Genomic DNA, 12,463 nt, shown 5'->3' with positions numbered 1-12,463 from the left:
GATGTCGCAACGGGAAGGGGGAATATCTATGGCTTTGTTCCAGAACGGGATTGACGTATCCCGGTATCAGGGCAACATCAACTGGAAGTCCGTTGCCGCGTCCGGCAAACAGTTTGCCATTATCCGCGTCGGTTCGAGCAACAGCAGCGGCCTTTATATCGATCCGTACTTTTTGCAGAACGTCAACGGTGCCCATGCCGCCGGCCTGCGGGTGGGCGCCTACTATTACAGTTACGCACGCACACAGAGCGCCGTTGCCAAGGAGCTGAACACCTTCATGGCCGCGCTGGAAGGTCTGCAGCTGGAATATCCCGTCTTTGTGGACGTGGAGGATTCCAGTCTGACCAGCCTCGGCAAGACGACGCTGACCAGCCTGGTGAAATATGCGATGGACATTCTGTACCAGCGCAAATGGTATGCCGGCTGGTACAGCTACACCAACTTCATCAAGAACTATCTGGACGCCTCGGCACTCGAGAACTACCCGCTGTGGGTGGCTGACTACCGCTCGACGCTGGGCTACACCGGCAACTACACGATGTGGCAGTACTCCTCGACAGGGTCGGTCAGCGGCATCAGCGGTTCGGTGGATCTGAATTACAGTTACCGGGATTTCCTGCCGGCCATCAAGTCCGGCAACTTCAACGGTTACGGCTCTTCCGGTCCCGACATGCAGTCCGTTTCGGGCTATCAGCTGACCGTGTTCGGCACCAACAACGAGTACTTCTACTCGGCCAACTTCAACGATGTGGTGGGGTATCTGCCCCAGGGCACCTACAAGGTCGTGGAGCGCAACCGCACCCCGTACAACGGCTACGAATGGGTGATTCTGGACTACAACGGCGGCCAGTACTGGACGGCCATCCTGGATGACCGCAACCGGCTGGAACAGGTTTCCTCATCGGACAACTGTGCGGAACTCCTGGCCCAGGCCAACGCCAAGATCGCTGCCGCCAAAGCCGCTCTGGAATAAGGATTCCGGCGGCACCGCCGAACCCGGCACTTGATTTTACGGGCATGTGCCTGTATAATGAGAGAGTGCCGGGATTTTGTCTTCGTAGCTCAGCTGGATAGAGCGACCGCCTCCTAAGCGGTAGGCCGGGTGTTCAAATCACCTCGAGGACACCAGCTGTTCCCCGCCCGCAGGGCGGGGATTTTTTGTTATCCCGGCACGGGACATCCTTCCGCGGAGGTACTTCCATGCATCTTCAAACCGACACGCCGCTGCGCAAACGCGCCTTTTGCCTGCTGGTGGGAGCGGTATTCCTCTGGATGCTGCTGCTCAACTGTCTGACGCCTTATCTGGCCGACGATTACACCTTTGCCTATGCCTTCGACACTGGCGAACGGCTGCATTCGCTGCCGCAGCTTCTGCAGAGTCTTGCCTATCATTATTATGAGTGGAGCGGACGGGTGATCGTCAAGTTCTTCGCCCAGGGCTTCACGATGTTCCCGAAAATCGTTTTCAATCTGTGCAATGCCGCTGTCTATGCCGGGCTGGGGCTGCTGATCTACCGTCTGGCCGAGGGACGACGCCGGGACCGGTACGATTTTGTGACGCTGGCGCTGATCTACCTCTCGCTGTGGGAAATCAGCCCGGTGTTCGGGCAGACCAACCTCTGGATGTGCGGTTCCTGCAATTATCTGTGGGCAACGGCGGGCTGTCTTGCCTTCCTGCTGCCCTGGCGCTATTATCTGCAGCGGCCCTTCACCGCCCGCCGCCGGATGGCCGTCGGGATGGCGCTGGCCGGTCTGCTGGCCGGCTGGCTCAGCGAAAACACCAGCGCCGGCATGCTTGTCTGTCTTGTGCTGTGTCTTGCCGTCGTGCTGCGGCGGGAACACCGCGCTCCGCTCTGGATGGGAACCGGACTGGCCGGCGCGCTGGCCGGGTTTGTGATTCTGATTGCGGCGCGGGGCAACTACAACCGCGCCAGCACGCTCAGCGACTACGACAGTCTGCTGACGCGCTATGCCATGCGGTTTCTGACCTGTCTGGATATGCTCAAGCGCTACGCCCTGCCGCTGCTGTTCGCCTTCGCGGTGCTGTATCTGCTGTTGTGGTACCAGCGGCAGGAACACGCCACCGACCTTGTCTGGCCGGCGGTTCTTCTGCTCGGCGGGCTGGGCGCCAACTTTGCCATGATCGCCAGCCATGACTACTATCCCCGTTCCACCCATGGGGTCTTTGCCCTGCTGACCGCCGCCTGTGCGGCCTGTCTGGTCCAGATCAGCGGCCGGACGCTGCGCCGTGCCGCGGCCTGCGCCACTGCCTGCCTGGCCGTGGTGGCCGGGTTCCATGCCATTGAGGCCGGTTATGACATTGCCAGCTACTGGATGATGGACCGCACGCGGGACCGCGCGCTGCGCGCCGAGATTGCCGCGCTGGAGGAACCCGCTGCGGCCAACCTTGTGACCTACGGCATTGAGCCGTACACCCGCTGGTGCGGCGCTTACGGGCTGCCCGACATCCGCGAGAACGGAGAGGATTCCCTGGCGCTGGGGCGGGCACGGTGGTACGGCGTGACCAGCATCACGGCCGACGAGGTGCGGACCTACCCCTTTGCGGGGCACACCAACAGCGCCTATGAAGCCGGCGAACAGGCCCAGTCCGATCCGGACACGGAAGCCGGGTCTTGACAAACCTGCATCGGGAGGATATAATATCTTTTACCGATGCGGGATTAGCTCATCCGGTAGAGTGACTGCTTCCCAAGCAGTAGGTGGCGAGTTCGAGACTCGTATCCCGCTCCATAACGGCCCTGGCCTGGCAAGGCCGGGGCTTTTTTGTTGGCTGAAAGCCGCGCATTGTGAGGTGTGTTCCGATGTTGGATTGTCTGCCCATCTATCACTGGTTCCATTGCGGGAACCCCTATTCCGGTTCGGAAGGCGGGATGCGGTATCTGGTAGCTCCCGGGAAAAAGCCCGATCCGGCCGACGAGACCGGCAAGACCAAGGTGGAGTATCTGACCGCCACGGTCTGGCCCGGGCCCTGGAGTCTGGAGCACACGGCGGCGGAAAAGCAGGAACACGCCGAGTTCGAGGGCAACCAGGCGGGGCTGGACGCCGCCGTGGCGTGGCTGCACGAGCGGTACGCCGCCGAACCCGACAAGTGGTCGGATATTCCTTCCATCCTGGACTGTGAACCGGATTGCTGAATTCAAAAGACCCGGACATCGGCCGTCTGTGCCGGTATCCGGGTCTTTTCCTATTGTCTGTACGCCGGGAAGCAGCGGTTACTGGACATCCTTATACAGATCGGCCAGATTGACAAGAATGTCGGTGGCCTTGTCCATCGCTTCGGCGGTGATGCCTTCGCAGGGGCCGTGATAGTTGAAGCCGCCGGTGCCCAGGTTCGGGCAAGGCAGCCCCTTGAAGCTCAGCGTGGCGCCGTCGGTGCCGCCGCGGACCGGCGGTTCGATGGGCTCCAGGCCGGCGGCACGGATCGCCTTGCGGGCGTTCTCCACCAGATGGAAGTGCGGGCGGATCTTCTCGATCATATTGAAATAGCTGTCGCGGATTTCCAGCTCGACGGTGCCTTCGCCGTACTTTTCATTGAGGATGGCGGCGATATGCTCCATCATCTCCTTGCGGGCGGCAAAGGTCGTGGCGCTGTGATCGCGGATAATGTAGCCGAGTTTGGCGCCGCTGACATCCCCTTCCATGCTGCACAGATGGAAGAAGCCTTCCCGGTTCTCGGTGTTCTCGGGACGGTCATAGGCAGGCAGGGCATTGTGGAATTCGATGGCCACATTCTGCGCATTGATCATTGCATTCTTGGCGCTGCCGGGATGGACCGAGAAGCCGTGCACCGTCACAAAGGCAGCGGCCGCATTGAAGTTTTCGTAGCTGATTTCACCGGCCTCGTCGCCGTCCACCGTGTAGGCATAGGCGGCACCGAATCCTTCCACATCAAACAGATCAGCCCCCTGCCCCACTTCCTCGTCGGGCGTGAAGGCAACGCAGATCTTGCCGTGGGGACGGTTTTCCTTCTGCAGGGTTTCCAGCATCGTCATGATCTCGGCCACACCGGCCTTGTCATCCGCGCCGAGCAGCGTCGTGCCGTCGGCGGTGATCAGCGTCTGGCCCTTGAGCTTGGCCAGGAAGGGGAACTGACGGACCGTCATGACGGCACCCGTTGCCGGGAACGTCACATCGCCGCCGTCGTAGTCGGGGTAAATCTGGGGGTTCACACCCTCGCCGGGGGCGTCGGGCGCGGTATCCATATGGGCAATGAAGCCAAGTCCCTTGGCCGCCTCATAGCCGGAGGTGGCGGGCAGCGTGGCATACACATAGCAGTGTTCGTCCACGCGGGCATCCGCAAGACCGAGTTCCTGCAGTTCCTCCACCAGCATCCGGGCCAGATCGAACTGACGTTCCGTCGTGGGATGGGTCGCACTGTCGGGGTCGGAAGTCGTATACACTTTCACATAGCGCAGCAAACGTTCATAAGCACGCATCGCAGAATCTCCTTTGTTTCAGTCAGAATTTACAGGTATTGTATCACAAAAAAACGGAATTTCCAAGATGGGGCCTTTTCATTGCCTCACTTTTATGATAAAATTAGGAAGATTATAAAGCTTGGAGTATGTATCCGGCAAATTCAGGAGGTCACTATGGCAGACACCATTTTCAAAGATAAAACGTTGCTCATCACCGGCGGTACCGGCAGTTTCGGCCACACCGTGCTCAAGCATTTTCTGACGACCGACATCGGAGAAATCCGGATCTTCAGCCGCGACGAGAAAAAACAGGACGATATGCGTCATGAGCTGCAGGCCCAGTATCCGGACTATTACAGCAAGGTCAAGTTCTATATCGGTGATGTGCGCAACATCCAGAGTCTGCGCGATGTGATGCCCGGCGTGAACTTCATCTTCCATGCGGCGGCGCTCAAGCAGGTTCCGTCCTGCGAGTTCTTCCCGATGGAAGCTGTCCGCACCAACATTGAAGGTACCGACAACATGCTGCACGCTGCCATCGAAGCCAACGTCGAGCGGGTGGTCTGCCTTTCCACCGACAAGGCCGCTTATCCCATCAATGCGATGGGTATTTCCAAGGCCATGATGGAACACGTCATCACGGCCAATGCCCGCGTCAGCGCACAGCGCGGCGGTCCGGTGATCTGCTGCACCCGGTACGGCAACGTCATGTGCAGCCGCGGCTCGGTCATTCCCCTCTTTGTGGAGCAGATCAAGTCGGGCAACCCCATCACGATCACCGATCCGGCCATGACCCGTTTCCTGATGAACCTGGACGAGGCGGTGGACCTGGTCATGTTCGCCTTTGAGCATGCCAACCCGGGCGACCTGTTCATCCAGAAGTCCGACGCCTCGACGATCGGCGATCTGGCCAAGGCGGTGCAGACGCTGTTCGGTGACACCGGCACCCGCATCATCGGCACCCGCCACGGCGAGAAGCTGTATGAGACGCTGATGACCAAGGAAGAGCGCACCCGCAGTGAGGACATGGGCGGCTACTATCGCGTGGCGGCCGATACCCGTGATCTGAACTATGACAAGTACTTCATCAAGGGTCAGGTCCACACCCAGGCCGACGAGGACTACACCAGCCACAATACCCGCCGTCTGAACGTGGAACAGACCATTGCCAAGATCAAAACCACCGATTATATCAAAGAGGAGCTTGAGAAACTTGAGCAGTCTAACTGATCGGCCCATCCTCATCACCGGTGCCGGCGGCTTTGTGGGCAAGAACCTTGTTGCCACGCTCCGGACCATGGGCTGCACCGACCTGATGCTATTTGAAAAGGACGACACGCCCCAGACGCTCGAGGACTATTGCCGCCGGGCCGCCTTTGTGGTGCATCTGGCCGGCATCAACCGTCCCAAGGACCCCAGCGAATTCTATGCCGGAAACGCCGGTCTGACCGATGTGCTGCTGGGCGACCTGGAATCCGCCGGCAATCCCTGCCCGGTTCTGGTGACTTCCAGCATTCAGGCCAGTCTGGACAACGATTACGGCAAGAGCAAACGTCAGGCCGAGGAGGCCATCCTGGCCCACGGCAAACGCACCGGCGCGCCGGTCTATGTCTTCCGGATGGAAGGGGTTTTCGGCAAGTGGTGCCGTCCCAACTACAACAGCGTCGTCGCCACCTTCTGCCACAACATCGCCCATGGGCTGCCTATTGAGGTCCGCGACCCCGCCTATTCGCTGCCGCTGGTCTATATTGATGACGTGATCGCCTGCATTCTGGATGTGATGATGCGCGGCGAGGCGGTGCGGGATGAGGAGGGCATCTGCCGTATCCATCCCGTACACACCGTGACGCTGGGCCAGCTGGCCGAGACCATCCGCGGGTTTGCCAAAGCCCGGGGCGGCGACGCGGCGAAGGCACTCGGCACCGACGGTCAGCCCACGCTGGCCGTGCCGGATCTTGCCGACGGCAGTTTTGAAAAGAAGCTCTATTCCACCTATCTGTCCTATCTGCCGCAGGACGGGTTTGCCTACGACCTGAATATGCACTGCGACAACCGCGGCAGCTTTACGGAATTTCTGCGTTCCCCCGAGCGGGGCCAGGTCAGTGTGAATATCTCGAAGCCCGGTATTGTGAAGGGCAACCACTGGCACCACACCAAGAATGAAAAATTCCTGGTGGTCAAGGGCGAGGGCGTGATCCGGTTCCGGCAGATCTTCTCCGACGAGGTCATCACCTACCATGTGTCGGGAGATAAGCTGCAGGTCGTGGATATTCCCTGCGGCTATACCCACAACATTGAAAACGTCGGCGACGGTGAGATGGTCACGGTCATGTGGGCCAACGAGGCCTTTGACCCCGATCATCCCGACACCTTTGCGATGCAGGTCTGATCCGCTGCCGGCTGTGCGCATCGGATGCAGGAGGTGCAGATCATGTCAGCGACACTGTCTTTCCGGATTCAAAAGGGGCTTTCCTGGCTATTTGCGACCAAATGCGGCCTGCTGGGCAGTCTGTTTGCCTTTCTCGGCGTGGTAAGCCTGGCCGCGGCCGTGTCAGATCTTCAGAACAGCGGCATTGAGGTCATTCTCTTTCTGGTGCCTGCCGCGGTCCTGCTGGGGATTCACGCCGCCGCGCTGCGCCGCGACCGGGTTCTGCTGGAATCCGGCCGGAAAGTCACCGCCCAGGCGGACGGTCCCCTCAGCGGGGTCCTGGTGCACTCCGGTCCGGTGGTTTATATGCGGCACTTTTCGGTGCGGTTCCACTACGTTGTGGACGGCGTCACCTATCACGGCCGCAGCCGGTTTTACTGGATTGCGCCCGCCGTGCCGTCCGACGGCCGTCTGACCGTCTGCGTCGATCCCGCGAATCCCCGCCGCTGTGCAGTGGATCTGTACGCGGCCTGATGTCCGCTTTCCTTCTTATTCAACACAACAAGGACGCTGAATCATGAAAAAACTCAGACTCATGACCATCATCGGCACCCGGCCGGAGATCATCCGGCTGTCTGCCGTCATCAAAAAATGTGACAAATACTTTGACCAGATTCTCGTGCACACGGGTCAGAATTACGACTATACCCTCAACCAGATCTTTTTTGAGGATTTGGGACTGCGGGCGCCGGATTTCTATCTGGATGCCGTGGGCAAGGACCTGGGCGAGACCATCGGCAACATCATTGCCAAGTCCTACGCCCTGATGGTCGAGCAAAAGCCGGACGCCCTGCTGATTCTCGGCGACACCAACTCCTGCCTGTCCGCCATCGGTGCCAAACGGCTGCACATCCCGATTTTCCATATGGAAGCCGGCAACCGCTGCTTTGACGAGTGCCTGCCCGAGGAAACCAACCGCCGCATCGTCGACCACATTGCCGATGTGAACATGTGCTATTCCGAGCATGCCCGCCGGTATCTGAACGCCGAGGGTACCGCCAAGGAGCGCACCTTCGTGACGGGCAGCCCGATGGCGGAAGTACTGCACGCCAACCTGGACAAGATCGAGGCTTCCGATGTGCTGACCCGTCTGGGCCTGGAGCCGCAGCGGTATATCCTGCTCTCCGCCCATCGGGAGGAAAACATCGACACCGACCGCAACTTTGTGGATCTGTTCACCTCGATCAACCATCTGGCAGAGACCTACGACATGCCGATCCTCTATTCCTGCCATCCGCGCAGCAAGAAGCGTCTGGATGCCATGGGATTCCGTCTGGATGAGCGTGTGCGTCTGCATGAGCCTCTCGGATTCCACGACTACAACCATCTGCAGATGAACGCCTTCTGCGTGGTGTCGGATTCCGGTACGCTGCCCGAGGAGTCCAGCTTCTTCCTGAGCGTCGGACATCCCTTCCCGGCCGTCTGCATCCGCACTTCCACCGAACGTCCCGAAGCGCTGGACAAGGGCTGCTTTGTGCTGGCCGGCATCCGGGAAGGTGGCGTGGAACAGGCTGTGGCCACTGCCGTGGCGATGAACGAAAACCATGATTTCGGCATTCCGGTACCGTACTACACCGAGGATGTCTCCAACAAAGTGGTCCGGATCATCCAGAGCTACACCGGTGTGGTCAACAAGATGGTCTGGCGCAAAGAGTAATCAACTTCACACAGAAAGGTCGTGGGCCGCTGATGCCCAAATCCATCCTGGTCGTAACCCAGCATTTCTGGCCGGAAAATTTCCGCATCAACGATCTCGTTGACGGCTTTCTGGAGGACGGCATCCGCGTGGACGTGCTGTGCGGACTGCCCAACTATCCCAAGGGCGAATGGTTCGACGGATACGGGCCCGACGGGCCGTTTGAGGAGGAGTATCACGGCGCGCGGGTTTTCCGCTGCCGGGAAATTCCGCGTCGTGGCAACACGGCGGTCTCCATCTTCCTGAATTATGTCAGCTGGCCGTGGTACGCTTCCCGCGGGCTGGGCCGGCTGCGGGATTCCTACGACGCGGTCTTCTGCTTCAATACCAGTCCGGTGCTGATGTGCTGGCCCGCCATCCGCTATGCCGAGCGCCACGGCGTCCCCTTTACCAACTATGTGCTGGACATCTGGCCGGAAAACCTGTACAGCGTTCTGCCGGTCCGCAATCCCCTGCTGCGGCGTATTGCGTCCGGCGTCAGCGACAGTCTGTACCGCAAGGCGGATCGTCTGATTGCGATGAGCCAGCCGCTGCAGCACCGCCTGGCCGAACGCACCGGCAAGCCGCTGGACCGGATCGCCGTGATTCCGCAGTACTGTGAGGATTTTTACGCGGTACCGCAGCACGACGCCGAGTTGGAACGCCGCTTTGCCGGGCGGTTCAATCTGGTGTTTACCGGGACCTTCACCCCGGCCCAGAGCCTGGACACGGTGATCCGTGCCGTTCGCTCGGCGCGGCAGAACGGTGCCGACCGGCTGCATCTGCTGCTGGTCGGGGACGGCATGAGCCGCGCCGCGCTGGAAGAGCTGGTGCGGGATCTGGACGCCGCCGAATACGTCACCTTTTACGGCAGCGTGCCGGCCAACCAGATTCCCCGCTTTACCGCGCTGGCAGATGCCCTGATCGTCTCCTTGTCGGATTCCCCCGACCTGGGTCTGACGGTCCCGGCCAAGGTTGCCAGTTACATGGCTGCCGGCAAACCGGTGCTGGCCAGCATGGACGGTGCCGGAAATGCCGCCGTGGCCGAGGCGGGCGGACTGAGTTCCCCCGCCTGCAATGCCGATGCGCTGGCCGACAATCTGCTGGCGCTGTACCGGATGCCCGAGGCCCAGCGGGCTGAAATCGGCCGCCGGGCCAAGGAATATTATCAGGCGCATTACCGGCGCAGCGAGCTGGTGCGCAAACTGGAAAGTTTTATTTTGAACGGTTCCCTGTGAATACGGCCGTTCCTGATGTGAGGTGCTCTTTTGAACAGCCCTGCGAAAATTCTTGTTCTGATTCCCTGTTACAATGAGGAAGCGAATATCGTTTCGACGGTGGAGCGTCTGCGCACCGTCTGCCCCGAGGTGGATTATCTGGTCATCAACGACTGTTCCACCGACCGTTCCGCCGAACTGCTGAAATCCCACGGGTATCCGTATCTGGATCTTCCCGTCAATCTCGGCATCGGCGGCGGTGTGCAGTGCGGGTATCTGTACGCCCGGGACAACGGCTATGATGTGGCAGTACAGCTGGACGGCGACGGCCAGCACGACCCCGCCTATCTGCAGGCCGTGGTGGCCCCGGTCCTGGCGGGTGAGCTGGATATGTGCATCGGCAGCCGGTTCATCACCCGGAAAGGATTCCAGACCAGTTTCATGCGGCGGGTGGGCATCCGCTTCCTGAGCTGGCTGATTCATCTGCTCACCGGGCGCCGCGTGCTGGACGTGACGAGCGGATTCCGCGCCACCAACGCCCGGCTGACCTCCTATTTTGCCGATCACTACGCCACCGATTACCCCGAGCCGGAGGCCATCCTGGCCGCAACGCTGGCCGGGTACCGCGTGGGCGAGGCGCCGGTCATCATGCAGGAACGCCGCGGCGGCATTTCCAGCATCCGCAGCTTCAAGAGCGCCTATTACATGATCAAGGTATCCCTTTCGCTGATCATTGACCGGCTGGCCATCCAGAAGAGCAAACCCAATTCGTAAGGAGGACTCCATGACCCCTCAATTTCAGTTTTTTATGATTCTCGGCGCGCTGGTTTTGCTGGTGATCATCTTTGTGCTGCTCAAAAAAGGCAAGATGACCGTCAAATACAGCCTGCTCTGGCTGGCTCTGGCCGTGGTTCTGGTGATCTTTGCGGTATTCCCCTATGTGGTCTATGTGATGCGGGACCTGCTGGATGTTGAGATGCCGGTCAATCTGGTGTTCATGCTGATGTTCTGCTTTGTGCTGCTGGTGCTGCTGAGTCTGAGCATCGCCGTCAGCCAGCTTGCGGAAAAATGCCGGCGTCTGACGCAGGCCAACGCCCTGCTGGAAAAGCGGGTCCGGGACCTGGAATCCAAAGATTGACCCCCTTGCGGCGGATGTGGAGAGATCATGATGACAACACTTTTTCAGTCGGTGCCCCTGCCGGCGATCACCCCCGAAACGGTGCTGGGCCTGATCGGCGGGACACAGGCCATTTCCTTTACGACCCTGACCTTTCTGGGTTTCTTTGCGGTCGCTGCCATTCTGAATTATGCTTTGCCGCGGATTGCGCGGCCCTATTTTTTACTGGCCGCCAGCTATCTGTTCTTCTGCTGGGACCCGTCCGACCGGGCGCTGGTCCCGGTCCTGCTGGGTGCCACGCTGGTCACCTGGGTCTGCGGTCTCATCATTGGCAGGAGCCGGAACCGTGTGGTCCGGGTCCTTTTTCTGGTGGTGTCCATCCTGACGGGCATCGGCTTGCTGTTCTACTATAAATACTGGAACCTGCTGGCCGACAGCCTGGGCGGGGTCCTGTCCCACCGGTCCGAGCTGTTCACGCCGCTGGGGCTTGGGTACTTTACCCTCGCGGCGCTCAGCTACACCATCGATGTCTACAAGCGCCGCTGCCGTGTGGAGTACAACCTGCTGCATTATGCACTGTTTGTGAGTTTCTTCCCCACGATGATCACCGGCCCCATCGAGCGGTACCCGCATCTGCGCCCGCAGATGGAAAAATCCCGGCGGTTCAGCTACAACCGCTGCGCCGGCGGAGCTTTCCGGATGCTGTGGGGCTACACCAAAAAAATGGTGCTGGCCGACAACCTCAACCTGTACATCAAGACCGTCTACGATTCCGTGTCCACAATGAGCGGCCCGAATCTGGTGGCCGCCACCCTGCTGTTCAGCGTCCGGCTGTATCTGGATTTTTCGGGCTGCTGTGACATTGCGATCGGCGCCGCGCGGATTCTCGGCTATGACCTGCTGGAGAATTTCCGCAGTCCGTTTGAGGCGGTCAATTTCAGTGACTTCTGGTCCCGGTGGCATATCAGCCTGACCAGCTGGCTGCGGGATTATCTGTATTTTCCGCTGGGCGGCAGCCGCTGCAATGTGGTGCGGCATATGCTGAATCTGGTGATCGTGTTTGCGGTGAGCGGTCTTTGGCACGGTGCCGACTGGCGGTACCTGCAATGGGGTCTGGCCTGCGGCATCATCTCGGTGATTGCCCAGCTGACCGCCGCCCCCCGCAAAGCGCTCGCCCGCGTCAATCCGCTCTACCGGGAACCGGCTGTGCAGAAGTTCATCCAGCGCTGCATCACCTTCCTGCTGTTCAGCTTCACGCTGATCTTCTTTGCGGGTGCGCTGTACAACGCCCAGCCGTTTGAGGTCATGGGCGGGATGCTGTCCGGGTGGGACGGCGGCCTTTCCGCTGCCTGGCAGTCCGTCACGGCGCTCATCCGGGACAGCGGCATCGACGGCCGGCTGCCCGTCGTGCTGATCTGCGGATGCGGCATTGTGTTCGCGGCGGAGCACAACGGAAACAATGTGGCCCGCTGGATTCGCCGCCAGAATTTTGTGCTGCGCTGGACCCTGTATTATGCGGCCTGTGCGGCGATCCTGTTCTTTGCCGCCTTCGGGCAGTCCGCCTTCATCTACCAGCAATTCTAAGGA

At 60.1% G+C, this 12,463-nt stretch carries 12 protein-coding genes and 2 tRNA genes; 13 read left to right on the top strand and 1 reads right to left on the bottom strand.

From position 1 onward, the window contains the following. Window positions 1–28: 28 nt before the first annotated feature. The 5 genes from U0L91_RS06640 to U0L91_RS06620 all read left to right on the top strand — a co-directional run bounded on the left by U0L91_RS06640 (window position 29) and on the right by U0L91_RS06620 (window position 3,155). Window positions 29–973, top strand: a complete 945-nt coding sequence (locus U0L91_RS06640) for a glycoside hydrolase family 25 protein (protein ID WP_330045422.1) — start codon at window positions 29–31, stop codon at window positions 971–973. Window positions 974–1,051: 78 nt separating this feature from the next. After that, window positions 1,052–1,128, top strand: a tRNA-Arg gene (locus tag U0L91_RS06635). A 72-nt stretch (window positions 1,129–1,200) separates the two neighbouring features. Beyond that, entirely contained in the window at window positions 1,201–2,637 is a 1,437-nt protein-coding gene (locus tag U0L91_RS06630; protein WP_330045420.1) for a DUF3329 domain-containing protein, read from the top strand. Window positions 2,638–2,675: 38 nt separating this feature from the next. Further along, a tRNA-Gly gene (locus tag U0L91_RS06625) sits at window positions 2,676–2,751 on the top strand. 71 nt (window positions 2,752–2,822) lie between these two features. Further along, a complete protein-coding gene (locus U0L91_RS06620; RefSeq protein WP_330045417.1) occupies window positions 2,823–3,155 on the top strand; it encodes a hypothetical protein in 333 nt (110 codons plus the stop codon). Window positions 3,156–3,233: 78 nt separating this feature from the next. Here the strand turns inward: U0L91_RS06620 and pepT are convergent, their stop codons facing one another. Further along, a complete protein-coding gene (gene pepT / locus U0L91_RS06615) occupies window positions 3,234–4,457 on the bottom strand; it encodes a peptidase T (protein WP_330045416.1) in 1,224 nt (407 codons plus the stop codon). Between the two features lie 156 nt (window positions 4,458–4,613). Between pepT and U0L91_RS06610 the strand changes: the two genes are divergently transcribed. From U0L91_RS06610 to U0L91_RS06575, 8 genes are read left to right on the top strand one after another with little or no spacing between them, the layout of a single operon-like run. Continuing rightward, a complete protein-coding gene (locus tag U0L91_RS06610; RefSeq protein WP_330045414.1) occupies window positions 4,614–5,669 on the top strand; it encodes a polysaccharide biosynthesis protein in 1,056 nt (351 codons plus the stop codon). After that, the gene (locus tag U0L91_RS06605) at window positions 5,653–6,828 is read left to right on the top strand and encodes a polysaccharide biosynthesis C-terminal domain-containing protein (protein ID WP_330045412.1); all 1,176 of its coding nucleotides are present in this window, start codon (window positions 5,653–5,655) and stop codon (window positions 6,826–6,828) included. Before U0L91_RS06610 ends, U0L91_RS06605 begins: the two co-directional genes overlap by 17 nt. 42 nt (window positions 6,829–6,870) lie before the next feature. Then, entirely contained in the window at window positions 6,871–7,341 is a 471-nt protein-coding gene (locus tag U0L91_RS06600; protein WP_330045411.1) for a DUF3592 domain-containing protein, read from the top strand. A 43-nt stretch (window positions 7,342–7,384) separates the two neighbouring features. After that, window positions 7,385–8,524 carry a non-hydrolyzing UDP-N-acetylglucosamine 2-epimerase gene (gene wecB / locus U0L91_RS06595; RefSeq protein ID WP_330045410.1) on the top strand — a complete coding sequence of 380 codons (1,140 nt, stop codon included), beginning with the start codon at window positions 7,385–7,387 and terminating at the stop codon, window positions 8,522–8,524. Between the two features lie 32 nt (window positions 8,525–8,556). Further along, entirely contained in the window at window positions 8,557–9,780 is a 1,224-nt protein-coding gene (locus tag U0L91_RS06590; protein ID WP_330045409.1) for a glycosyltransferase family 4 protein, read from the top strand. A 30-nt stretch (window positions 9,781–9,810) separates the two neighbouring features. Beyond that, complete coding sequence (locus U0L91_RS06585) at window positions 9,811–10,533, top strand: glycosyltransferase family 2 protein (RefSeq protein ID WP_330045408.1); 723 nt, start codon at window positions 9,811–9,813, stop codon at window positions 10,531–10,533. A gap of 10 nt (window positions 10,534–10,543) precedes the next feature. Beyond that, window positions 10,544–10,897: a DUF2304 domain-containing protein gene (locus U0L91_RS06580; RefSeq protein WP_330045407.1), complete on the top strand. Its 354-nt coding sequence runs from the start codon at window positions 10,544–10,546 to the stop codon at window positions 10,895–10,897. A gap of 30 nt (window positions 10,898–10,927) precedes the next feature. Further along, window positions 10,928–12,460 (top strand): MBOAT family O-acyltransferase, encoded by a 1,533-nt coding sequence (locus U0L91_RS06575; protein WP_330045406.1) that lies wholly within the window; start codon window positions 10,928–10,930, stop codon window positions 12,458–12,460. Window positions 12,461–12,463 lie beyond the last annotated feature (3 nt).

It is taken from the genome of Gemmiger sp., assembly GCF_036306485.1.
GTDB lineage: Bacteria > Bacillota > Clostridia > Oscillospirales > Ruminococcaceae > Gemmiger.
This window is presented reverse-complemented; position numbering and strand designations above follow the sequence as displayed.

Bases quoted from the DNA above. Each gene is read 5' to 3' on its own strand.
- U0L91_RS06580 (WP_330045407.1), top strand. From the start codon at position 10,544: ATGACCCCTCAATTTCAGTTTTTTATGATTCTCGGCGCGCTGGTTTTG.
- U0L91_RS06600 (WP_330045411.1), top strand. From the start codon at position 6,871: ATGTCAGCGACACTGTCTTTCCGGATTCAAAAGGGGCTTTCCTGGCTA.
- pepT (WP_330045416.1), bottom strand. From the start codon at position 4,457: ATGCGTGCTTATGAACGTTTGCTGCGCTATGTGAAAGTGTATACGACT.
- U0L91_RS06575 (WP_330045406.1), top strand. From the start codon at position 10,928: ATGACAACACTTTTTCAGTCGGTGCCCCTGCCGGCGATCACCCCCGAA.
- U0L91_RS06630 (WP_330045420.1), top strand. From the start codon at position 1,201: ATGCATCTTCAAACCGACACGCCGCTGCGCAAACGCGCCTTTTGCCTG.
- U0L91_RS06620 (WP_330045417.1), top strand. From the start codon at position 2,823: ATGTTGGATTGTCTGCCCATCTATCACTGGTTCCATTGCGGGAACCCC.
- wecB (WP_330045410.1), top strand. From the start codon at position 7,385: ATGAAAAAACTCAGACTCATGACCATCATCGGCACCCGGCCGGAGATC.
- U0L91_RS06640 (WP_330045422.1), top strand. From the start codon at position 29: ATGGCTTTGTTCCAGAACGGGATTGACGTATCCCGGTATCAGGGCAAC.
- U0L91_RS06610 (WP_330045414.1), top strand. From the start codon at position 4,614: ATGGCAGACACCATTTTCAAAGATAAAACGTTGCTCATCACCGGCGGT.
- U0L91_RS06590 (WP_330045409.1), top strand. From the start codon at position 8,557: ATGCCCAAATCCATCCTGGTCGTAACCCAGCATTTCTGGCCGGAAAAT.